The following is a 22,899-nucleotide window of genomic DNA, read 5'->3' on the forward strand; positions in this document are numbered from 1 at the left end:
AAGTGCCAGTTACAAAAAAACCCGCTCAGCGCGGGTTTAATATTTGTGTAGTTCTTGACCCACAACTTACCCACGCGATTGGTTCACGATAAGGAGAAGTTTCAGCAGTCGAGAAGAAGAAAAAATCATTACACAAATATCCGTAAATAAACTGTTAACACCATATTTACCGTAATTTATTCTGAGCGTCAAACAAGAAAATCCAATATCAGCATACATTAGCGGCGTTTTGTTTTGGTTTGTGCTAATAATCTTGCGATTATTGGTTTTATCATCTGCTTGGGGTTTTGTGGTTGGGCGGTTAGTTTATCGTTTGGTTTATGTGTAGGTTAAAACTTTGTAGTAAATCTTTTTAATGGAACGATTCACCAAAAAAATCACAAGCGCGTTTAAATTAATTAATCAATTGATTAAATAGTGAGTAATTAATCTTCTGCCAGCGTGTTGATTTATCCCTATAATTAATCGTGTGATTAATTAGGTTGGTAGGTTTTAGTGATGGCAGGGCGCAAAGCAGGACGACCGCAGCAGAATCTCGATGTCAGGCAGTTGCTTATTGAGCATGCTCGTGATCTGTTCGTCGTTCAACCATATGACAAGGTATCCACTCGTTTAATTGCTGAACGAGCCGGAGTGAATATCGCGATGATTCGATATTACTTTGGTAACAAAGCAGGGTTGTTTGAAGCAATGCTGCGTGAAACGTTGCGACCAATGCAACTCCAGATGCATAAGCTGGTAGATGAGAGCAGCCACGAGAACTTTCTCGATTTAATGCGCACTTACTACAAAGAGATGGTCAAGGTTCCTAAGTTTCCTCGCTTAATTGCTCAAGTGATGAATATGCCACCTTCAGAGGTGCAGAGAGAGCTGCTAGAGAAGGTCTTTCTCGATGTCACTAAACCTGCTCAAGATGTCATTTTTGAAAAGCTGATGGCACAAGGCGTTTTGCGGAAGGATATGGATCCTAAGCTCTGCCGCGTGTCGTATATAAGCTTGATGGTGTTTCCGTTTATAGCACCGCCGCCCTTGCTGGCTATTCATGGCATCGAGCTTAATGAAGCTTTTCTGAATCGATTAATCGAACACAACATTCAACTGATGACGGAAGGCTTTATCAATGCACCAAGCCCTTCATCTTTGCAGGAACCCAAATAATGAGAATAAATAAAAAGCTCCTTTTCTTCCCAGCCCTAGCTGTTGGTGTGATTGGTCTAGTGGTGGCGATTAACTTGAAGCCAGATTTACCAACTAAGCCCGCCGGCGACAGGGCACGCTTGGTTGAAACTGTCAGTTTAGAGAAGCAGATGATCGCACCGTTGGCGGTTGGTTTTGGCAAAGTGGTACCTAAGGTTGAATGGAAAGCGATTGCCGAAGTAACAGGACAGATCGTTTATCGACACCCCGATCTTGAGAAAGGGCAAGTGATCCCTGCAGGAACTGAGGTGCTTAAGATCGATCCTTTGGATTACGAGTTGAAGTTGGTGCAAGCCGAGGCGGATCTTAAATCGAGCCAGACCTCACTAGAGAAACTGAATCAAGAAGAAGAGAACCTGAAACAGACACTGAAGATCGAAAAAAATCGTTTAGTGATCAGTAATAAAGAGCTACAACGTAAACAAGATCTGCGTAAGAAAGGGCTGACCTCTCAGTCCGATGTCGACCTTCAACAGCAGAGCGCACTTTCCCAACAGAAGCTGGTGTTAGATATACAGAACCAAATCGCCTTAATGCCAGATGAAAAGCGTGTCGCACAAGCGGTGATTAAGGTCAATGTCTCTAAAGTAAAAGAAGCGCAACGCTCTTTAGATAAAACCACCATCACCTTGCCTAGACCAATGCGAATCGCTCAAGTCGATATTGAACAGAATCAAGTGGTTAATCTGCAGCAAGAGATGTTCATTGCTCATGGGATTGACGTTATGGAGGTTGAGGCACAGCTCTCTATTCACGATATGCAAACTTTAGCCTCAAGCTTTACTCAATTCCCTCGCGATTCAGCTGGCATACCAAATCCATATCAAACGCCAGCTAAGGCAAGCATTCAGCTAAACAGTGGCAGCCTAAATCTGACTTGGCCAGCCAAGGTTGCACGAATCAGTGAAACTGTGGATGAAAACCAAGCGACAGCGGGCATCATCCTTGAAATCAATCAAGATTATTCTGCGCTTCAGCCAAACAGCGCTACGCCTTTAGTGAATGGTATGTTTGTTAAAGCGGAGATTGAAGGATTAGCAAATCCAAGCTGGGTTGTGCCTGAACGTGCCTTACATGGCGATAAGGTTTATTTGATGGATGAGAACCAGCGTTTGAAGGTTGTGAATGTCGAAGTACTTTACCGCCGAGATAACCAAGTAGTTATCCGTGGTGAATTTAAGACCGGAGACAAACTGGTTCTTAACGACGTTCTGCCCGCTATTGAAGGCATGCTGCTGAAAGAGTCTGGTTCAAATGGTGATGAGCTTTCCGCTGACAGTGAGGAGCGCGCTTCATGATCAAGTTCTTCTCAAGACACCCAACCGCAGCCAACTTGTTGATGCTTGGTTTGTTGATATTGGGTTTGAGTTCGTTATCTACCATCAAACGTGAAACTTTTCCTGCTTACGATCCGCCTTACATCATGGCAGCGATTGTTTATCCGGGTGCTTCACCACAGGAGGTCGAAGAGAGCCTGTGTGTGCGAATGGAAGACGCGGTCGATGGCTTAGCGAACATTGAAGAAACCCAATGTGAGGCGATAGAAGGCAGTGCACGTCTAATTCTCAAGCTCAATGAGAAAGCGAATATCGGCCGAATGCTGGTGGATGTGCAAACTCAGATCAACTCGATCAACGATTTTCCTACCGAGATTGAATCACCGGTTGTACAAGAGCTGGATTGGAATGAGCCAGTCGTTGATATCGCGATCACTGCGTACACCTCATGGCCTGAACTGAAGGCATACGCTGAAGATCTGAAACGCACAATGAAGCTCGATTACGATGTTTCACTGGTTGATGTCAGCGGATTTTCTGATCACCAATATCGTGTTGAACTGGATAATCAAGCGATTCGTCAACTCGGTTTGAGTGTCGGTGATATTGCCGATCAGATTGGCCGCCAGAATGTGAAACTGCCGAGTGGTAACGTTGAAACGCCAGACAAAAACTTCCTGATTCGCTTCGATGAAAGGCGTATTACACCCGTGGAATTGGAAAGTATTGTTGTGGGTTCAGCGCCAAATGGCTCTGTGATCCGTTTACGAGATATTGCCAAGATCACCGACCGTTTTGAGCTTGATGAACAGAAGGTGCTATTTGATGGCAAACCTTCTGCGCTGCTTAAAATTAGCAAGAACAAAGAAGATGATGCACTGAGAATTAAAGAGCGTGTCACTCAGTTTGTTGAGGACCAGCGTGCAATTGCACCTGGTGGCGTGACTCTGCAAATGACCAACGATCTCTCCTCTGTATTGTGGGATCGCTTGACCATGATGGTGCGCAATGGCTGGCAAGGTATTGTGCTGGTATTCGCAACCATGTGGCTGTTCTTCAGCTTACGTTATTCATTTTGGGTTGCAGCAGGCCTGCCGGTGGCTTTTCTTGGCGGATTGTTCTTAATGGCCAATTTAGGACTGTCGATTAACATTATGTCACTGGTCGGTTTGTTGATGGCGATCGGTATTATGATGGATGACGCCATTGTGATCGCAGAATCGATAGCCTCCCACCTAGACCGAGGGCAAAACGTTGATGACGCGGTGTATAACGGCGTTAAGAAAGTACTTCCCGGCGTGTTGTCTTCCTTTTTAACGACGGTGTGTATCTTCGGTAGCTTGTTATTTCTCGATGGGGAAATGGGCGCGGTACTCAAGGCCGTTCCTCAGGTGCTGATTTTGGTGCTGTCGTTGAGCTTGATCGAAGCTTTCTTAATTCTGCCGAATCACTTGTCGCATTCGCTACACAAAGAGAAAAACGATAAGCCAGCGCTGCGCTTCAAAACCGTGTTACTAGAGAAGTTTGAGAACTTCCGCAATACCACCTTGATGAATATGGTCGAGAAAGTGGTGACTTTCCGCTATGCCTTTATGGGCGGAGTGTTGACCTTATTGCTTCTGTCTATCGCTTTGATTGCAGGTGGTATTGTCAAATTTCAGCCATTCCCAGAGTTGGATGGTGATATTGCTGAGGCGCGTATTATCCTTCCTCCTGGTGCATCATTGTCTCAAACCGAGAGAGTGGTCGATAAGATTGTGGCTTCTGCAGAACGTTTGAATGAGCAGTGGAGCGAAGAGGTTGAAGAGGGCAACACGCTCGTCGAACATATCACCAGCCAGTTCAATGCCAATGCCGATGCCAACGAATCAGGCCCGCACTTGGCTACCGTGCGCTTAGATCTTCGTGGGGCAGAGAGCCGCAACACGGTGATTGATGATTTCATAAATGCATGGCGAGAGGATATCGGTGAACTCGCAGACCCAATTTCATTGGTTTTCAAGCAACCAACCATGGGGCCGGGTGGGCGAGCGATAGAAATCCGTGCCAAGCATGATGACCTCAATGCACTGAAAGCCGCATCTCTGGATATTCAGGCTTATCTTAATGAGTTTGATGGTGTTCATGGCGTGCTTGATGACATGCGCATGGGTAAAGAAGAGATCTTGGTTAAGCTTCGCCCAGGTGCTGAAACCTATAATGTGAACGGGCAGATGATTGCATCTCAACTGCGTGCTGCCTTCTTTGGCCAGACAGCGGACGAGATTCAAATCGGTGTTGAGAATATCTCAATAGAGGTGCGTCTTGATAAAGAGCAAGCGGGTGACATTCAACAGCTTGCTAACTTCCCGATCATTACCGCGGACGGCAGCCAAATTCCGTTAGCTACGCTGGCGACGCTCGATTTCCAGCGTAATTACGTACGTATCCAACGTATTGACGGGCTGAGAACCATTAGTATCTTTGGTGATATTGATAATAAGAAAGCGAGTTCTTCAGCGATCTTGGCTCAGTTTCAAAAAGATGAAGCGCCTAAACTCATTCAGAAGTACCCAGGCTTACGTTTTGACTTTGAAGGGGAAGCGAAGGATGCAGCCAAGACGGGTGCCTCGATGGGTAAAGGCTTCTTGCTCGGTCTATTTGGTGTGTTTGCTATCCTGAGTTATCAATTCAGAAGCTATTTAGAGCCTGTGGTTGTGATGCTCGCGATTCCATTAGCCTTTATTGGGGTGGTGGTGGGTCACTGGGTGCTTGGTCACTCGTTAAGTATGCCGAGTATGATGGGCTTTGTGTCGCTCGCCGGGATTGTAGTTAACGATTCTATCTTACTCGTTCAATACATTCGTCATCACGTTGATGAAGGAGATAGCGTGCATGACTCGGTAGTGAAAGCGAGTCGCGAGCGTTTCCGTGCCGTGTTCTTGACCTCGATGACGACGGCAGCTGGTTTGTTGCCTCTACTCACCGAAACCAGCTTGCAAGCTCAGGTTATTCAGCCTTTGGTTATCTCGATCGTATTTGGCATCTTTGCTTCAACCTTGCTAGTGCTGTTTATGATCCCTGCTGCTTACGCAATCTTGGCTGACTTCGGTTTAGTGAAAAAGCACGAGCCCCTTTCGCTATAGAGTTTTAAGTCAGAAATTAGAAATGAATAATAAAGCGGCCTAGGGTCGCTTTATTTTTATATGAGGTGAATAAGCCTCTGATACGGTGAATCATCGGCTTCTCAACCGTGGAAAATTTCATTTTAGTTCATTCAAAACGTCACTTAACTGTCATTTGTTGGGCATAACTTGACCCTTAACTGAATAAGTATTGTTAAGGAGAACGTATGCGTACTATCGAACCTATTGTCCGCTGGGATGTGGCATTTTCTGTTTTCTGTTTAAAGAACCGGCTTAGTGGCCAACATGCGACGTTGAGTAAGGCGGTCTCTCATACGGGGGATGGTCACCTCTATATATTGATTGCTTTGATTGCATTGCTCGCCGATAGCAAAACAGGCAGTGATTTTCTGATAGTGGGCTTAACCGCATTCGCTATTGAATTGCCGATTTACTGGTTTGCGAAAAATACCCTCAAGCGTCGCAGGCCCGCGGAATTCTCTTCTCTACTTTACTCTCATATTGTCCCATCAGATAAGTACAGCCTGCCATCTGGGCATGCCGCTGCTGCTTTTGTTATGGCGACATTAATCGGACATTTCTATCCGAGCTTGTATCTATTTAGTTTGATTTGGGCCACAGCGATTGCCGTCTCTCGAATACTACTCGGTGTGCACTTCTTAACGGATGTACTCATTGGTGCAGCTTTGGGGATGGCATGTACCAGTCTCGCTATCAGCCTCGTTCTTTAATCATTGATCAGTCATCACTACTAAGCGCTTAAGTAGCGAATCGAAAGGAAGTCTCATGAAAATATTATACGGCGTACAAGGTACTGGAAATGGTCACATTGCACGAGCAAGGGCAATGGCCGTCGCGTTTCGTCAGCAGAATATTGATGTTGATTTTCTCTTTTCAGGCCGAGAAGCGAGCAAGTACTTCTCGATGGAAGAGTTTGGCAACTACCAAGTACGTAACGGCTTAACTTTTTATAGTGAGCAGGGGCAGGTCAAATATGGAAAGACATTCATAAAGAATAATGTCTGGCGCTTTCTTAATGAGGTTAAACAGCTGGATCTTACGCCCTATGACTTGGTGCTCAATGACTTTGAACCTGTGACGGCTTGGGCGGCCAAAAGGCAGGGCGTTCCTTGTATCGGTATCAGCCACCAAAATGCATTTCGTTATGATGTACCCAAAGAGGGAGGAAACTGGATTGAGCATTCTGTGATTCAACACTTTGCGCCGACAGAGCATTCTATCGGTTTGCACTGGTATCATTTCGAGCAACCAATATTGCCGCCTATCGTTCACACCTTAGCTCACCACGAGCAGGCTCAAGTACCACAGGATTTCACATTGGTCTATTTGCCGTTTGAGGATCTTGAAGCAATTTCAGAGCTACTAATGAAGTTTATTTCGCACAGTTTTGTCTGTTATCACCCAAATGTGATTGAGCATAGCCAAGTTGAAAATATTACCTTCAAACCACTCAGTCATGCGGGTTTCCAATTCGACCTAAATCAGTGCTCTGGTGTGGTGGCTAATGGTGGGTTTGAACTGCCATCTGAAGCGCTGACTCTGGGCAAGAAGTTATTGCTTAAACCACTTGATGGGCAGTTTGAACAGCAGAGCAATGTGGCCACACTTGAGGCGCTTGGATTAGCTCAAACCATGAGCTTTCTTGATCCGGCGATTTTGCGTAGTTGGCTCAACGAAAAACAAGCTGAAGTTGTCTCTTATCCAGATGTCGCTAGTGCGCTTGTTGAGTGGGTTTTAGCCGGGAATTGGGCCAATCAAGATGACCTAAGAAAACAGCTTTGGGACAAGGTAGACTTTCCGAGCTACGCATCGCTCACCTAATCCATAAGTAGTGATTTTGTATTGAGTGGTTAATCAATTCATCAGCCAAATAAATTGTAACAAATGTAACTGAACGACAGAGTAGCTAAATAAGTCGAAATTAAACTCCAAATTAGCGCATTTTATGTTTTTTTATAACTATTTAAGCTGTTGATTTTTATGGTTTAATTAATTATTGAGGTAAAATTAAGTTATTCTTTATCAATCTTGTTGGTAGCTGGGGATGTATTGGTTAATAGTAAGTGTAATCCGAAAAGCATCGGTCTGGTAAATATAAAAACTAGTGGTTATCTATTCCCATACCATTACAAACTTAACGCTGTCGTACCGACAAGAGGCAACTTGAATGTTAGATAAAAAAGACGCAATGAGTGCTATCACTAGCTATAGAATGGAAAGCACACTTCGTGGAGTGGACTTAAACCTTTTGACTGTATTTGATGCAGTAATGCAAGAGCAAAACATTACACGTGCAGCTCACAACTTGGGTATGTCTCAGCCGGCAGTAAGTAACGCTGTGGCTCGCTTGAAAGTGATGTTTAACGACGAACTATTTATGCGTCAAGGCCGTGGTATTCAACCGACTCAACGTGCACGTCAGTTGTTTGGTCCTATCCGCCAAGCGCTACAATTAGTACGCAACGAATTACCAAGTTCGGTGTTTTCTCCAGAGTCTTCTTCTCGCCTGTTCAAGCTTGCGATTTGCAGCCCTTGTGACATGCGTTTTGCACCTAAGATTATGTCGACAATTAATGAGCAAGCACCTAGCGTAAAACTGCATATGGATGCTGAATTCGACCGTCAACTTTCTGAGCGTATGCGCTACCAAGAAATCGACTTCGTTATTGATTACGCTCGTTTCGATGAGCAAGGTTTCTCAAGTACTGAGATCTTCCAAGACGAATTGGTTGTGGTTGCTTCTTCTTCTCACCCACGCATTAACGGTGAAGTGACAGCTGAAGAGCTATTGAATGAGAAGCACGCGAAACTGTCTCGCATTCACGGCCAACGTAGCTTCTCTGAGCAAGCTTACCGTGACCTAGACTGCACACCTTTCTACGAAGGCACGAGCCTAAGCAACGTACTTTACGTTGTTGGTCAATCTGAGTTAGTAACGATTGCACCGCGCTGGATGGTAGAGCACGCAGCAAACAAAGATAATCTGCAGATCCTAGATTTCCCATTCGATAATGCGGCAATCTCTGGCTACCTAAGCTGGCACGAATCAAGTGAGAAAGATAAGGGGCACATTTGGTTACGAGATCAGCTAATGATGATCTGTGGCGAAGTAGTGGCGTTTAACTAAGCACTAAACTCTATGGTTTATAAGCCCTAAGCTGGGAGTCTGGCTTAGGGCTTTTTTGTGCTTGCTATCTTTGCTGATAGAAAACCTAGCGAGAGGCGTACTATTACTTATAACTTTGAGCTCCATCAGTTGCCTTTTCCATAATCAGAGGTACACTTGTGCGCTCAAAAAAGCTTACAGGTGTAAGCCAAAGGTAAAGAGATGGCCAATTTAGATTTTCATATCGTAAAAAGACTTCGTGACCAAATTGCCCAAGGCGGCAACCGTACAGCTTTGAAACACAAAGTAGGTAATGTATGGCAAGGCATTAGCTGGCAGCAGTTTGGGCAACAAATCGATACGCTTTCATTAGCGCTATTGGCTCAAGGATTGAGAGTTCAAGATAAGATCGGTATCTATTCAAACAACATGCCTCAATGGACGGTGGCAGATTTCGCTGCTTTGCAAGCTCGTCTTGTTACTGTGCCGATTTATCCAACTAATACCGCCGCGCAGTCTTCTTACATTATCCAAAATGCAGATGTGAAGATCTTGTTCGTTGGTGAGCAAGTTCAATTCGATGCTGCCGTTAGCTTATTTGAAGAGTGCGAACAGCTAGAAGTAGTTGTGGCGATGTCGGACGGTATCGATCTTCAGGGTCACAGCTTTGCGGTATCTTGGAATGATTTCATGGCACGTGGTGTCGAGTCACAACAGGCTGAATTCGACGCTCGTCTTGCTGATGCAAACATGGATGACTTACTGACCCTTATCTATACCTCTGGTACAACAGGTCAGCCTAAGGGCGTAATGCTTGATTACACCAATGTTGGCTACCAGCTAGAAGGACACGATGAGCGCTTGAGCCTAACGAAAGACGATGTCTCGTTGTGTTTCCTACCTTTATCACATGTATTTGAGCGTGCTTGGACTTTCTACGTGCTCTACAAAGGCGCAACTAACTGCTATCTGCAAGACACAATGCAGGTACGTGATGCACTGAGCGACGTGAAACCTACCGTAATGTGTGCGGTTCCACGCTTCTATGAAAAGATCTTCTCTGCGATTCACGAGAAAGTATCTAAAGCGCCGTTTATCCGTAAAGTGCTATTTACTTGGGCGGTAAACATGGGCGCGAAGCTCTCGGTTTGTCACCAAGAAGGTCGTACACCATCACTGATGTTGAAGAAGAGCCATGCGCTAGCCGATAAGCTTGTGTTATCTAAGCTACGAGCGCTGCTTGGCGGTAACATCAATTTCATGCCATGTGGTGGCGCGAAGCTTGATGAAACCATTGGTCGTTTCTTCCATGCTATCGGCATTAACGTAAAACTTGGCTATGGCATGACAGAAACCACAGCAACAGTGTCGTGCTGGGATGACCGCTGCTTTAACCCTGATTCAATTGGTATGGCTATGCCGGGCGCTGAAGTAAAAATTGGTGCTCAGAATGAGATTCTTGTTCGTGGTCCAATGGTGATGCGTGGCTACTACAAAATGCCAGAAGAGACAGCGAAAACATTCGATGAGCACGGCTTCTTGAAGACCGGTGATGCAGGCCATTTTGATGAAAATGGTAACCTGTTTATTACCGACCGTATTAAAGAGCTGATGAAAACTTCAGGCGGCAAGTACATTGCACCGCAAGTAGTAGAAGGCGCGATCGGTAAAGACCACTTCATCGAGCAGATTGCTGTTATTGCTGATACACGTAAATTCGTTTCTGCACTGATTGTTCCGTGTTACGACTCATTAGAAGAGTACGCTAAAGAGTTGAATATCAAGTATCACGATCGAGTAGAACTGATTAAACACCACCAAATCGTTGAGATGCTTGAGAAGCGTGTGAATGACTTGCAGCAAGAGCTTGCTAAATTTGAGCAAGTGAAGAAATTCAAGTTGTTACCAAAAGCGTTTTCAATGGATGATGGCGAATTAACGCCAACTCAGAAACTGCGTCGTAAAGTTATTAACGACAAGTATCAAGACGAAATCGAAGAAATGTACACTGAAAAGCCTAAAGATAAGTAGTTTTTAGGATAGATAAATTTTCAGTTGTTTAAAAATCCCCCTACGAATGTGATTGCATTTTTAGGGGGATTTTTTATGGCTCAAGACTTGGCAGAATGTGCGAATGCGCACACAGAAAAGCGCGTAATTCATCGATAAATAGTGGTTTATATAAATATTAAGTGCTTTTTTTAAGTGTGAATTTGGTTTTTATGACTGTTTGCTTAGCTTGGGGTAGTGTTTGTTTGATGTTTTAAGCTGATGGTTGGTTTTTTAACATGATCGCCGGATAACGGGTGTTAGACCAGATGATAATAAAGCGTTAAAGTTGTTTCGTATTACTGTTTGTTGTTATCACGACAGACAGCCATAGCCGAAAAAGTGGAAGTATTTCGAATTAGGCTACGAATAAGCCCTAGACTATGAAAAACCAGCCCAACACGTTCACCAAATGTGATTGGAAACTGGTGAGGAGAGCAATATGACAACAAAACCTGAAACAGCAATGTTATCCGGCGCTGAGATGGTGGTGCAGTCTCTTATTGAAGAGGGTGTAGAACAAATCTTTGGTTACCCAGGTGGTTCTGTACTTGATATCTATGATGCGCTGCATGCGAAAACTGATGAAATCAAACACGTATTAGTACGACACGAACAAGCCGCTACCCATATGGCAGATGGTTATACTCGTTCTACCGGCAAGCCTGGTGTAGTACTGGTATGTTCTGGTCCTGGCGCAACCAATACCGTAACAGGTATCGCAACGGCGTACATGGACTCGATTCCAATGATCGTTATCTCAGGTAACGTACCAAACAATCTCATTGGTAATGATGCCTTCCAAGAGTGTGACATCGTGGGTGTATCTCGCCCGATAGTTAAACACAGCTTCCTAGTTAAGAAAGCGGAAGATATCCCTGAAGTTCTAAAAAAAGCATTCTATATTTCAACGACAGGACGTCCTGGTCCTGTGGTTATCGATCTGCCAAAAGATGTATTAAACCCGCAAATCAAGCTTCCTTATGAATACCCAGAAACGATCAAAATGCGTTCGTACAACCCAACGGTTACGGGTCATAAAGGTCAGATCAAGAAGGCACTAAAGGCACTTCTTGAAGCGAAGAAGCCAGTACTTTATGTCGGTGGCGGTGCGGTTATCTCTGAAGCCGATCAACAGCTGATCAAATTGGCTGAAGCACTGAATCTACCCGTAGTAAGCACACTAATGGGCTTAGGTGCTTTCCCTGGTACTCACAAGAATTCTCTAGGCATGTTAGGCATGCACGGTTTGTACGAAGCCAATATGGCGATGCATAATGCCGATCTTATTTTTGGTGTCGGTGTACGTTTTGATGATCGCACAACCAACAATCTAGATAAGTACTGCCCGAACGCGAAGATCATGCACATTGATATCGACCCATCGTCGATCTCTAAAAACGTGAAAGTGGATCTGCCTATCGTAGGTTCTGCGGAAAAAGTACTTGAGAGCATGGTTAACCTGCTGATTGAGCAGGGCGGCACTAACGATGCTGAAGCTCTTGAGAGCTGGTGGAGTGAAATCAAGCAGTGGCAAGATCGTAACTGCTTAGCATATGAAAAATCTTCTGAGTGCATTAAGCCGCAGCAAGTTATTGAAGCTCTGCACAAAGTAACCAATGGTGGTGCTTACGTTGCTTCTGATGTTGGCCAACACCAAATGTTCGCAGCGTTATATTACCCATTTAACAAACCACGCCGTTGGATTAACTCTGGTGGCCTAGGCACCATGGGTTTTGGTCTACCTGCGGGCATGGGTGTTAAGTTCGCTAAACCAGATGAAGAAGTTGTGGTAGTAACCGGTGACGGGAGTATTCAGATGAATATCCAAGAGCTGTCGACGGCACTGCAGTACAATATCCCAGTTAAGATTATTAACCTAAACAACCGTTTCTTAGGAATGGTAAAACAGTGGCAAGACATTGTTTATCAAGGTCGTCACTCAAACTCATATATGGACTCTGTTCCTGATTTTGCGGCTATTGCGGAGGCTTATGGTCACGTAGGTATGCGCATTTCATCTCCGGATGAGCTTGAATCAGGTTTGGAAAAAGCACTGGCGATGAAAGACCGTTTGGTATTTGTCGATATCAGTGTAGATGACACCGAGCACGTATACCCAATGCAGATCAAAGGCGAGGGTATGGATAATATGTGGCTAAGCAAAACGGAGAGAACATAATATGAGACACATTATTTCACTACTAATGGAAAACCAACCGGGTGCGCTTTCTCGTGTGGTTGGCTTGTTTTCTCAACGTGGCTACAACATCGAGTCGTTGAACGTATCTCCAACAGATGATCCAACGCTTTCTCGTTTGAACGTGACAACTAACTCGAGCGAAATGCAGCTTGAACAGATCCAGAAGCAACTGCATAAGCTGATTGATGTTCTTAAAGTTCAGGAAGTCTCTGAGCTTGAGCACATCGAGCGTGAACTATTGATGGTAAAAGTTCGTGCGAGTGGCTTTGCTCGTGCCGAAGTGAAGCGCACGGCGGATATTTTCCGTGGTCAAATTGTTGATGTGACGGCTTCTCAATACACGGTACAAATGGCGGGCACGAGCGAGAAACTGGATGCGTTCATTCAAGCTATGTCTGAAGTGACAGAAGTACTTGAAGTGGCACGCAGTGGCGTGGTCGGCATCGCTCGTGGTGAGCGCGCGCTGAAAGCTTAAACGTTAAGTGTTTAAAAGATAGCTATAAAGCCGCTTTTTTAAGCGGCTTTTATTTTGTTAATTTTATAGAGTGCTATAATTCTGCGCTTCCTTCTACTTTCATTTGAGTTAGTAATGAGAAATAGTAAATCGATAATTACATTGCTGATTATTTCGATAGCACTGTCTTCGGCAGTGGGACTTTACTATTTACAGCGCTACAAAGAAGTCAAACAACAAAGCTTTGATGACTCTGCGAAGCAAGCCCTTCATCAGCTAGTTTACGCTGAGAGAGACTACAACCTCTTAAAAGCTCAGTTGGTTTCGGTTATGAGGCTACTGAGTCATAGCCAAAGCTTAGTTAACTTCGCATCTTCCCCCTCTGAGCAGACGAAAAGCCTTCTAGAAGAAGTGTGGCAGTCAGTATTAGTGAACCAAAAGTGGTACACACAAATTCACTTAATCGACGTTGCGGGTAAAGAGCTGGTTCGTGTGAACTACTCGTCTTTAACAGGATCCGTGACGCTGCCTCAGCAATTACAAGATAAATCTGACTCTAACTATTATCAGTTTGCACAGAGTCTAGAACACGAAGATATCGGTGGTTGGGGGATAGAGCTTGAAACTGAGCATGGTGAGTTAGCATACCCTTATAAGCCTGTCTTTCGAGTGTTCACCCCTGTTGAAACTCCTGAGAAGCGTGTCGGTTATCTGGTGATCAACCTCGATGTCTGGGGGCTCTCTTCGCGTCTTAACTTTTCTCCGGATTATGATTTTAGATCGGAAGTTGTTAATGGTGAGGGCTATTACATCGCTAGCCCAAACAACAGCAAATTGTTTGGCGACTCTGTTCCTGAAAGAAAAGGTTTTAACCTCAAAAACATAGCTCCTCAAACATGGAAAGCGCTCTCTCAGCAACAAAAGGGGACGGTGTTTGAAGATGGCAACTTGTTTGCGTTTAACACCGTTCTGCTAGCCAATAATCAAAAAATGTACTTTGTGATTCAGCTTAATGAGAAGCAACTTCTTGCTCGAGCTGAACGAGACCTTAACGATCTTGCCCACGAAGAGATCATCGTACTTTTCACGGTATTACTTTTTGCTTTTCCGTTTGCGTATCTCGTGACACATTACCGACGTCGTAGTTTAGAGAGTAAACTTGCGCGTGCAGCCTTGAATGGTATGTCGGCTGTGATGATCACGGACAAACAGCATCGCACCATGATGATCAACAATGAGTTTGAAAATATGACCGGATACAGCGAACCGCAGGTTATCGGTCATAATGCACTGCAGCTTCTGCTGGAAAATACAGATCAGCAGATCACCAGTGAATCCATCTGGCGACACTTAGATAATGAAGAAGTGTGGGAAGGCGAGGTATTGTGTAAGAACAAGCTGCGTATTCCTTTTACTGCCATCATGCGTGTCCATGCGGTCAAGAGTAACTCAGGTAAAGTGAGCTACTACATTACCTCGCTGGTGGATATATCAGTAAGGAAAGAGCTCGAGGTGCGTCTGCGCTTTTTGAGTGAGCGAGATGCTTTGAGCAATCTCTGGAATCGTCGAAAGTTTGAAGAGCAGTTAGCTTACTATTCTCGCTTGGTTGAGCGTTACCCAAATGAAGCGACGACTTGTTTAGCTTTAGTCGATATCGATAACTTTAAACGAATTAATGATGAGCTTGGTCATGATGAGGGTGACCGTGTGATTGCCAGAGTGGCCAAGCTTCTACAAGACAGCCTTCGAAGTAGCGATTTTGTGGCGCGTGTTGGTGGTGAAGAGTTCGCACTGTTAATGCCACACACTTCTTTGCCAGAAGCGAAGCGTGTATTGGACCGACTACGCATTGAGATTGAACTGTCTGCAGGCACCAAGGTAACTGTCAGTGTCGGTTTCACAGACTTGACGAGCAACAGCACCCGTTCATACAAATGTGCAGATGTCGGGCTTTATGAGTCGAAATCATCTGGGCGTAATACCGTTTCTATCTGTCCTAGCTATGCGGATGTCGCGTAGCTTTATACCTTTCTTTATTCCTAGTTCTTTTTGTTTACCGCAACTGTATTTCTTTAGGTGCCTTTCACTTGAGAGAGTGGTTAAGTATTTTCAATGTAGATTTTAGGAATCTCACTTTTGAGCGAGCTATGTCACAATTTTTGTACAGTTAGACTAAAGTCTAATGATGGTGAAAATTTGAGCTAAAATGAACAATAAGTAAACTACGTTGCTTCAGATTACATCATGTTAAGCGGTGTAATAAATAGAGTGTTTACCAGATAGTAAAGGGATGACACCGTTAACTTAATTCAGCTGGTTAGCTAGCCTTTTCAATGAGTTGAAAGGCAGCAGTAGAATTAGGTTAGCAGGAGCAAGAGTTTGGGGATCATACAGTCTGGTTAAAAGAGGCGTGGTATGTTTGTCGATTTTTTAGTGAGATTAACCATAGGTACATTGGTCATTCTTGGTTTTAAACTGAGTGCTTTGTATTTCTTACCTATGGTCTTGCTACTCAATACTCATCACAAAGAGTTTTTTGGGTGGTAGTCCAGCCTTGATGCTGAAAACAAAAAAACGGAGCTATAGCTCCGTTTTTTTTTGGTTTGAAACCTATCGCTGCTTTATGCCGCTTCGATAACTTCTTCAATTCGTTTCATTGAACCTAGCAGGTGTTGATCAAGCAATTCAGTTGCTTGCTCTACGTTCTTCGACAGTACTAGCTTCATGATCATTTCGTGCTCATCAATGTTGAACAGCTCTTCTGACGCACTCTGTGCTGACATCGCTAAGAAGCGGTAACGCTTTAATTGGTTGATCAAATCTTCAAAGAAGCCAAACATGTTCTCTGAGTCAGCGCCTTCAAGTAGCGCAACGTGGAACTGTTGGTGACGCTCTTCCCATTCCACACAGTCAAACTCTTCAGACACATGCTGTACTCGAGACAGCTTGTGATAAGAGGTCAGTACATCCAGTTCCCAGGTTTCATCACCTGCAGAAATCGCTTTTTTCAACAGTACTGATGAAACGAAACGTAAGCTCTCATAAAGATCATTCAGTTCTTTCTTTGATACTGGTGCTACCCAACAGCCCTTTTGTGGCTCGAGCTTTACGTATTTGCTCCAAGATAACTGCACTAGAGCTTCGCGAATTGGAGATGCGCCAACGTTGTATCTGTTCTTTAGATCAGCAACAACGAGCTTTTGGCCCGGGGCTAACTCACCATTGAGAATATCCTGGCGAATCATCTTTGATACTTTGTCAGTGAGAGTAGGACTAGACATTACAAACCTCATGTATATTTGATTTCTAGTCTGCTTATCCGTCTCTTAGAAAGAGTCCATTGGAATTTAACAGTACGTGGTTCTATTGAGTTTGATAATACAGCGTACTGAAAAGTTAGGCAAGATTTTGTTTCATAAAAAAAGAGGGCCGAAGCCCTCTTTTATATTTTATGCGAATCGGTTCATTCTTATAGAACGTGAACAGATGCCGTGTTTGTTGTACCAGAAGCTACTAGAGCACCTGAAACCATAACAACGATGTCGCCTTTGCTACCGAATTCAGCGTTAAGAGCGTACTCTTTACCCATTTGGTAGAATGCGTCAGTGCTGTCGATAGAATCAACAAGAACTGGACGGACACCTTTAGTAAGAACAAGCTGAGCAGCTGTCTTTTGGTTCGTTGTTAGTGCAATGATGTTTGCAGTTGGGAAGTACTTACGTACTGAACGTGCAGACTTACCGCCTTCAGTAGCAACGATGATTAGAGGAGCAGCTAGCTTCTCAGCTGTGTCTACTGCGCCTTTACATACTGCTTCAGTGATGCGTAGACGTGGGCTGTCTAGACGAGAACCTAGCTCTGCTTTAAGAGCTGAATCTGTACGGTTCGCGATTTGAGCCATGATAGTAACAGCCTCAACTGGGTACTTACCTTTAGCAGTTTCGCCAGAAAGCATTACTGCGTCAGTACCATCCATGATTGCGTTCGCAACGTCACCCGCTTCTGCACGAGTTGGACGTGGGTTGTTGATCATAGAATCAAGCATTTGAGTTGCTGTGATAACCATCTTACGTGCACGGTTACACTTCTCGATCATCATCTTCTGAGCGAAGATTACTTCTTCAGCTGGGATTTCAACACCTAGGTCACCACGAGCAACCATGATACCGTCAGAAAGCTCTAGGATTTCGTCGAAGTTATCTACACCTTCTTGGTTCTCAATTTTAGAGATGATGTGGATGTCGCTGCCGCCGTTCGCGTCTAGGATCTCACGGATCTCTTTAACGTCAGATGCTTTACGGATGAAAGAAGCTGCTACGAAGTCAACGCCTTGCTCACAACCAAACTTAAGGTCGTTCTTATCTTTTTCAGATAGAGCTGGAAGTTGAACAGAAACGCCAGGAAGGTTAACACCTTTGTTTTCGCCTAGTGCACCGTTGTTAAGAACTTTACACTTAACTTCAGTTTCAGTAGTAGAGATAACTTCCATTTCGATTAGGCCGTCATCTACTAGGATAGTGTTACCAACGTTTAGGTCAGCTGCGAAACCAGCGTAAGTTACCGCTACAGTCTCTTTGTTACCTACAACTGAAGTGTCAGTTGTGAAAGTGAATTCTTGACCAGCTACTAGATCTACGTCGTTGCCGCCTTCTAGCTTGATAGTACGGATCTCTGGACCTTTAGTATCAAGAAGGATAGCCAGTTGCTTACCTACTTTGTCCATTACTTCGCGGAAGTTCGCAATACGAGTGCCGTGCTCTTGGTAGTCACCGTGAGAGAAGTTAAGACGCATAACGTTCATGCCTGCGTTTACTAGCTCAGTTAGCTTCTCTACAGATTCAGTTTTAGGGCCAATCGTACAAACGATTTTGGTCTTTTTCATGGAAGGTACTCTCCGGTAAGTATTGTTACAATTTGAAATTTATTTAAGTTCTGAAGATTGGTCCGCTACATCAACATTTTGTGCCTGCTGAGTAAAATCGCGAGACTTCCAATATGCCCTTCAGAGTTGTAAGTCTTTCATCAATTTTAGTCATTTTATGACCAAAAGATTTTGATTCAACATCGGGTTTCTGTGACTTACACCAATATATCAGGTGAAAGTTGCAAAAAAATAACGGTCAGTTTTGTAATTTTTTTTCTTTTCGGGTGCGGATTCTACCACCTAATCAATTCAATATCACTGCTTAACAATTGTCTTAGGACAAGGTTTTATCGCTATTTATTAATTTTTTGGATCAAAATAAATGGACTAAATAGTTTCGTTGTAACTATAATATGTTTCATATCGAAACTTACTGGTCTTTTTTTAAATGTCGAAACGAAACACTCAGCTCAGAAGACATGCAATTTCTAACCTAGTGAACGAAAAAGGGGAGGTTAGTGTTGATGAATTGTCCGCTAAGTTCGAAACCTCAGAGGTCACTATTAGAAAGGACTTAGCGTCTTTAGAGAAAAACGGTCAGCTTTTACGCCGTTATGGTGGTGCGATTTCGCTACCGAAAGAGGTGGTTAACGAAGAATTGGGTCAAAAAGTTTCGACTCGAAAGGTTTCTTTGGCCAAAGCTGCTGCAGATTTAATTCGCGATCATAACCGCATCGTGATTGATAGTGGCAGCACAACGGGCGCCCTAATTCAGCAGCTCAATACTAAGCGTGGTTTGGTTGTTATGACCAACTCATTGCACGTGGCTAACGCACTTAATGAGCTTGAAAGTGAGCCGACGTTACTAATGACCGGCGGCACTTGGGATACCCACTCAGATTCCTTCCAAGGCAAAGTCGCAGAATCAGTACTTCGCGCATACGATTTTGATCAACTGTTTATTGGGGCTGATGGTATCGACCTCGACAGAGGCACAACCACGTTCAATGAATTGGTTGGTCTAAGTAAAGTGATGGCTGAAGTATCACGAGAAGTGATCGTGATGGTTGAGTCTGAAAAAGTGGGACGAAAGATCCCTAATCTAGAGCTGGCATGGGATCACGTCGACATCCTCATTACAGATACAGACTTGAGCAAAGAATCTCAGGCAATTATCGAGTCGCACGATGTTCGAGTGATCTTAACGGATCCAGCGTAAAACTAATTTTTAACTATTATGCATTTAACTTCCTATAATTAATCTTATTAAAGATATGGCCTTTGCTTGCTGCCAATAGGAATAAACGAAATTGATGGAGTCAAACTATGTGTGGAATTGTTGGTGCAGTAGCACAGCGTGATGTAGCAGAGATTTTAGTAGAAGGCCTTCGCCGTCTAGAATACCGTGGCTACGACTCAGCGGGTGTCGCTGTGGTTGATACCGAATCAAATCTGACTCGTGTACGTCGCTTAGGCAAAGTACAAGAGCTAGCTGACGCGGTAGAACAGCAACAAGTTGTTGGTGGTACTGGTATTGCGCATACTCGTTGGGCAACACACGGTGAGCCATCTGAAGCGAATGCACACCCACACATGTCTGGTGATATCGCGGTAGTACACAATGGTATTATCGAAAACCACGAAGCACTGCGTACTATGCTAAAAGAGCGCGGCTACGAGTTTACTTCACAAACAGATACTGAAGTTATCGCACACTTGGTTGAGTGGGAGCTTCGTACTTCAGACTCTCTAGTTGAAGCACTGCAGAAAACAGCAAAACAGCTGGATGGCGCATACGGTACAGTAGCGGTTGATCGTAAAGATCCTTCACGTATTGTTGTTGCTCGTTCTGGTAGCCCAATCGTAATCGGCTTTGGTGTTGGTGAAAACTTCCTAGCATCTGACCAACTAGCGCTACTTAGTGTGACACGTCGCTTTATGTACCTAGAAGAGGGCGATGTTGCAGAAGTGACTCGTCGTGAAGTTAACGTATTCGATGCAAACGGTGAGCGTATTGAACGTGAAATCGTTGAATCTAACGCAGAGCACGATGCGGGTGACAAAGGTAAATACCGTCACTTCATGCAGAAAGAGATCTTTGAACAACCAACTGCACTGATCAATACAATGGAAGGTCGTATCTCAGATACGTCTGTGATCACCAATGCAATCGGCGTTAAAGCGGAAGAGATCCTAAGCAAAGTTGAACACGTTCAGATCATCGCATGTGGTACTTCATACAACTCAGGTATGGCGGCACGCTACTGGTTTGAATCGCTAGCTGGCGTAAGCTGTGACGTAGAGATCGCTTCTGAGTTCCGTTACCGTGACTTTGTGGTTCGTCCAAACAGCCTGCTTGTTACGTTATCTCAATCTGGTGAGACGGCAGATACGCTAGCAGCCCTTCGCCTTGCTAAAGAGAAAGGTTACATGTCAGCGATGACAATCTGTAACGTAGCGGGCTCTTCATTGGTTCGTGAATCTGATTTTGCGTTCATGACTCGCGCGGGTACAGAGATCGGTGTTGCTTCAACAAAAGCGTTTACTACGCAGCTTGCAGCAATGCTGATGATGGTAACGTCTATTGGTCGCCTACAAGGTCGTATCGATGAAGCGAAAGAGACGGAAATCGTTCAAGCACTTCACCAACTGCCAACAGACATCGAGAAAGCACTGGCATTTGATAAAGAGATCGAAGCACTAGCGACTGACTTTGCTGATAAGCACCACACACTATTCCTAGGCCGTGGCGAGTACTACCCAATCGCAATGGAAGCATCTCTAAAACTGAAAGAGATCTCTTACATCCACGCTGAAGCATACGCTGCAGGTGAGCTTAAGCACGGTCCTCTAGCTCTGATTGATGCAGATATGCCAGTAGTGGTTATTGCACCAAGTAACGACCTGTTAGAGAAGCTGAAATCGAACGTAGAAGAAGTACGTGCGCGCGGTGGTCTACTGTACGTATTCGCAGACGAAGACGCAGGTTTTGAGAGCGATGAGAACATGAAGATCATCAAGATGCCTCACGTGAGTGAAGTAACGGCACCTATTTACTACACGGTTCCAATGCAGTTGCTTTCTTACCATGTCGCGCTAATCAAAGGTACCGACGTTGACCAACCTCGTAACCTAGCGAAAGCGGTAACGGTTGAGTAACTCTCTGGCAGTCTACAAAAGTTAGATAAGAATAAAGCCCATCTTATGTGATGGGCTTTTTTGTAGCTGTTACCTTGCACACTTGTCTTCTGGTGTCGCTATAAGTCTCAAGCGTTAAGAGCTTGCTCTAGGTCTGCAAGGATATCTTCGATGTGTTCAATCCCTACTGATAGGCGAATCATCTCTGGTGATACTCCAGCTTGTTTCTGTTCAGCTTCGCTTAGCTGACGGTGCGTTGTCGAAGCTGGGTGACAAGCCAGAGATTTTGCATCGCCAATGTTTACCAAGCGCTTGAAGATTTGTAGTGCGTCATAGAAGCGAACACCTGCTTCATAACCATCTTTTAGGCCAAAAGATAAAATCGCCGATGGCTTACCCTGCATGTATTTTTCAGCAAGTGGGTAAAATTCTGAACTTGGTAGACCTGCGTAGCTTACCCAGCTGACTTTCTCATGTTGGCTTAAGTATTCAGCTACTTTCAACGCGTTCTCCGTGTGGCGCTCCATACGTAGCGATAGCGTCTCCAAGCCTTGCATTAGCATGAAGGCATTCATTGGTGACAAGGCCGCACCAGTATTCCGTAATGGCACTGTTCGGGCACGACCAATGAACGCTGCCTCACCAAAGGCTTCGGTATACACCACACCGTGATAAGAGGGCTCAGGTTGATTAAATACCGGGAAGCGGTCTTTGTGCTCAGCCCAAGGGAACTTGCCTGAATCGACAATCACACCACCCAAGGTTGTACCGTGACCACCCACGTACTTGGTTAGTGAGTGAACCACGATATCAGCACCAAACTCAATAGGCTTACACAGCACTGGAGTCGCGACGGTATTATCGACGATCACAGGGACACCTTGTGCGTGGGCAAGTTCGGCGACACGCTCTATATCGATGATATTACCCGCAGGGTTACCGATACTCTCACAGTAAACCGCTTTGGTTTTTTCATCGATTAACTCGGCTAGGCTTTCTGGCTTGTCGTCTTTGGCAAAACGAACTTCAACCCCTTGGTTTGGCAGCATGTGAGCAAACAAGGTGTAAGTACCACCGTAAAGCTGAGGTGTTGAGACGATGTTGTCACCGATTTGTGCCAATGTCTGAATCGCGTAGTTGATTGCCGCGCTGCCCGCACTGACAACCAAGCCTGCGATACCGCCTTCTAGCGCAGCCATACGTTTTTCCAACACATCGTTGGTTGGGTTCATAATGCGGGTGTAGATATTACCTGGTACTTCTAGGTTGAACAGATCTGCGCCATGCTGAGCATCATCAAATTCATAGGCGACAGTTTGGTAGATAGGGGTAGCAACGGATTTCGTGGTTGGATCGGTTTCGTAGCCGAAGTGGATCGAGAGTGTTTCGTCTTTCATGTTTCTTCCCTGAATGATTGAGCGATTTATGTACAACCATATTGCCGATTTTTTTATAAAAGAAAAGT

General features: G+C 44.6%; 15 protein-coding genes. 12 read left to right on the forward strand and 3 right to left on the reverse strand.

The window, feature by feature from the left end:
* Positions 1 to 498 precede the first annotated feature (498 nt).
* From BTO10_RS08555 to BTO10_RS08600, 10 genes are all read left to right on the forward strand, one after another.
* Positions 499 to 1,158 carry a TetR/AcrR family transcriptional regulator gene (locus tag BTO10_RS08555; RefSeq protein WP_105024300.1) on the forward strand — a complete coding sequence of 220 codons (660 nt, stop codon included), beginning with the start codon at positions 499 to 501 and terminating at the stop codon, positions 1,156 to 1,158.
* Positions 1,158 to 2,495, forward strand: coding sequence for an efflux RND transporter periplasmic adaptor subunit (locus tag BTO10_RS08560; RefSeq protein WP_105024301.1), 1,338 nt, complete (start codon positions 1,158 to 1,160; stop codon positions 2,493 to 2,495). The genes BTO10_RS08555 and BTO10_RS08560 overlap by 1 nt, the downstream gene beginning before the upstream one ends.
* Positions 2,492 to 5,599, forward strand: a complete 3,108-nt coding sequence (locus tag BTO10_RS08565) for an efflux RND transporter permease subunit (RefSeq protein ID WP_105024302.1) — start codon at positions 2,492 to 2,494, stop codon at positions 5,597 to 5,599. The genes BTO10_RS08560 and BTO10_RS08565 overlap by 4 nt, the downstream gene beginning before the upstream one ends.
* A 206-nt stretch (positions 5,600 to 5,805) precedes the next feature.
* Positions 5,806 to 6,330, forward strand: coding sequence for a phosphatase PAP2 family protein (locus BTO10_RS08570; RefSeq protein WP_105024303.1), 525 nt, complete (start codon positions 5,806 to 5,808; stop codon positions 6,328 to 6,330).
* Positions 6,331 to 6,385: 55 nt separating this feature from the next.
* A complete protein-coding gene (locus tag BTO10_RS08575; protein ID WP_105024304.1) occupies positions 6,386 to 7,441 on the forward strand; it encodes an MJ1255/VC2487 family glycosyltransferase in 1,056 nt (351 codons plus the stop codon).
* A 346-nt stretch (positions 7,442 to 7,787) separates the two neighbouring features.
* Positions 7,788 to 8,747 carry a transcriptional regulator LeuO gene (leuO, locus tag BTO10_RS08580; RefSeq protein ID WP_004740800.1) on the forward strand — a complete coding sequence of 320 codons (960 nt, stop codon included), beginning with the start codon at positions 7,788 to 7,790 and terminating at the stop codon, positions 8,745 to 8,747.
* Between the two features lie 201 nt (positions 8,748 to 8,948).
* On the forward strand, positions 8,949 to 10,757 hold the full coding sequence (locus BTO10_RS08585; protein ID WP_105024305.1) for an AMP-dependent synthetase/ligase: 1,809 nt from the start codon (positions 8,949 to 8,951) through the stop codon (positions 10,755 to 10,757).
* A 460-nt stretch (positions 10,758 to 11,217) separates the two neighbouring features.
* Positions 11,218 to 12,957: an acetolactate synthase 3 large subunit gene (locus BTO10_RS08590; RefSeq protein ID WP_105024306.1), complete on the forward strand. Its 1,740-nt coding sequence runs from the start codon at positions 11,218 to 11,220 to the stop codon at positions 12,955 to 12,957.
* 1 nt (position 12,958) lies between these two features.
* The gene (gene ilvN, locus BTO10_RS08595) at positions 12,959 to 13,453 is read left to right on the forward strand and encodes an acetolactate synthase small subunit (protein ID WP_105024307.1); all 495 of its coding nucleotides are present in this window, start codon (positions 12,959 to 12,961) and stop codon (positions 13,451 to 13,453) included.
* Positions 13,454 to 13,567: 114 nt separating this feature from the next.
* On the forward strand, positions 13,568 to 15,451 hold the full coding sequence (locus BTO10_RS08600; protein WP_105024308.1) for a sensor domain-containing diguanylate cyclase: 1,884 nt from the start codon (positions 13,568 to 13,570) through the stop codon (positions 15,449 to 15,451).
* A 602-nt stretch (positions 15,452 to 16,053) separates the two neighbouring features.
* Here BTO10_RS08600 and BTO10_RS08610 read toward each other — a convergent pair.
* Complete coding sequence (locus BTO10_RS08610) at positions 16,054 to 16,725, reverse strand: GntR family transcriptional regulator (RefSeq protein WP_105024309.1); 672 nt, start codon at positions 16,723 to 16,725, stop codon at positions 16,054 to 16,056.
* A 176-nt stretch (positions 16,726 to 16,901) separates the two neighbouring features.
* A complete protein-coding gene (gene pykF / locus BTO10_RS08615; RefSeq protein WP_105024310.1) occupies positions 16,902 to 18,314 on the reverse strand; it encodes a pyruvate kinase PykF in 1,413 nt (470 codons plus the stop codon).
* 430 nt (positions 18,315 to 18,744) lie between these two features.
* On the opposite strand from pykF, the gene BTO10_RS08620 reads away from it, so the two are divergent.
* Both BTO10_RS08620 and glmS read left to right on the forward strand, forming a co-directional pair.
* Entirely contained in the window at positions 18,745 to 19,515 is a 771-nt protein-coding gene (locus tag BTO10_RS08620; RefSeq protein WP_105024311.1) for a DeoR/GlpR family DNA-binding transcription regulator, read from the forward strand.
* A 107-nt stretch (positions 19,516 to 19,622) separates the two neighbouring features.
* Positions 19,623 to 21,455, forward strand: a complete 1,833-nt coding sequence (gene glmS, locus BTO10_RS08625) for a glutamine--fructose-6-phosphate transaminase (isomerizing) (RefSeq protein ID WP_105024312.1) — start codon at positions 19,623 to 19,625, stop codon at positions 21,453 to 21,455.
* 107 nt (positions 21,456 to 21,562) lie between these two features.
* Here the strand turns inward: glmS and BTO10_RS08630 are convergent, their stop codons facing one another.
* The gene (locus BTO10_RS08630; RefSeq protein WP_105024313.1) at positions 21,563 to 22,831 is read right to left on the reverse strand and encodes an O-acetylhomoserine aminocarboxypropyltransferase/cysteine synthase family protein; all 1,269 of its coding nucleotides are present in this window, start codon (positions 22,829 to 22,831) and stop codon (positions 21,563 to 21,565) included.
* Positions 22,832 to 22,899: the final 68 nt, after the last annotated feature.

It is taken from the genome of Vibrio chagasii (assembly GCF_002954585.1).
Classification (GTDB): Bacteria; Pseudomonadota; Gammaproteobacteria; order Enterobacterales; family Vibrionaceae; genus Vibrio; species Vibrio chagasii_A.

Excerpts from the sequence above, each read along its gene's own strand:
- BTO10_RS08555 (WP_105024300.1), top strand. The coding sequence starts at position 499 with ATGGCAGGGCGCAAAGCAGGACGACCGCAGCAGAATCTCGATGTCAGG.
- BTO10_RS08560 (WP_105024301.1), top strand. The coding sequence starts at position 1,158 with ATGAGAATAAATAAAAAGCTCCTTTTCTTCCCAGCCCTAGCTGTTGGT.
- BTO10_RS08565 (WP_105024302.1), top strand. The coding sequence starts at position 2,492 with ATGATCAAGTTCTTCTCAAGACACCCAACCGCAGCCAACTTGTTGATG.
- BTO10_RS08570 (WP_105024303.1), top strand. The coding sequence starts at position 5,806 with ATGCGTACTATCGAACCTATTGTCCGCTGGGATGTGGCATTTTCTGTT.
- BTO10_RS08575 (WP_105024304.1), top strand. The coding sequence starts at position 6,386 with ATGAAAATATTATACGGCGTACAAGGTACTGGAAATGGTCACATTGCA.
- leuO (WP_004740800.1), top strand. The coding sequence starts at position 7,788 with ATGTTAGATAAAAAAGACGCAATGAGTGCTATCACTAGCTATAGAATG.
- BTO10_RS08585 (WP_105024305.1), top strand. The coding sequence starts at position 8,949 with ATGGCCAATTTAGATTTTCATATCGTAAAAAGACTTCGTGACCAAATT.
- BTO10_RS08590 (WP_105024306.1), top strand. The coding sequence starts at position 11,218 with ATGACAACAAAACCTGAAACAGCAATGTTATCCGGCGCTGAGATGGTG.
- ilvN (WP_105024307.1), top strand. The coding sequence starts at position 12,959 with ATGAGACACATTATTTCACTACTAATGGAAAACCAACCGGGTGCGCTT.
- BTO10_RS08600 (WP_105024308.1), top strand. The coding sequence starts at position 13,568 with ATGAGAAATAGTAAATCGATAATTACATTGCTGATTATTTCGATAGCA.
- BTO10_RS08610 (WP_105024309.1), bottom strand. The coding sequence starts at position 16,725 with ATGAGGTTTGTAATGTCTAGTCCTACTCTCACTGACAAAGTATCAAAG.
- pykF (WP_105024310.1), bottom strand. The coding sequence starts at position 18,314 with ATGAAAAAGACCAAAATCGTTTGTACGATTGGCCCTAAAACTGAATCT.
- BTO10_RS08620 (WP_105024311.1), top strand. The coding sequence starts at position 18,745 with ATGTCGAAACGAAACACTCAGCTCAGAAGACATGCAATTTCTAACCTA.
- glmS (WP_105024312.1), top strand. The coding sequence starts at position 19,623 with ATGTGTGGAATTGTTGGTGCAGTAGCACAGCGTGATGTAGCAGAGATT.
- BTO10_RS08630 (WP_105024313.1), bottom strand. The coding sequence starts at position 22,831 with ATGAAAGACGAAACACTCTCGATCCACTTCGGCTACGAAACCGATCCA.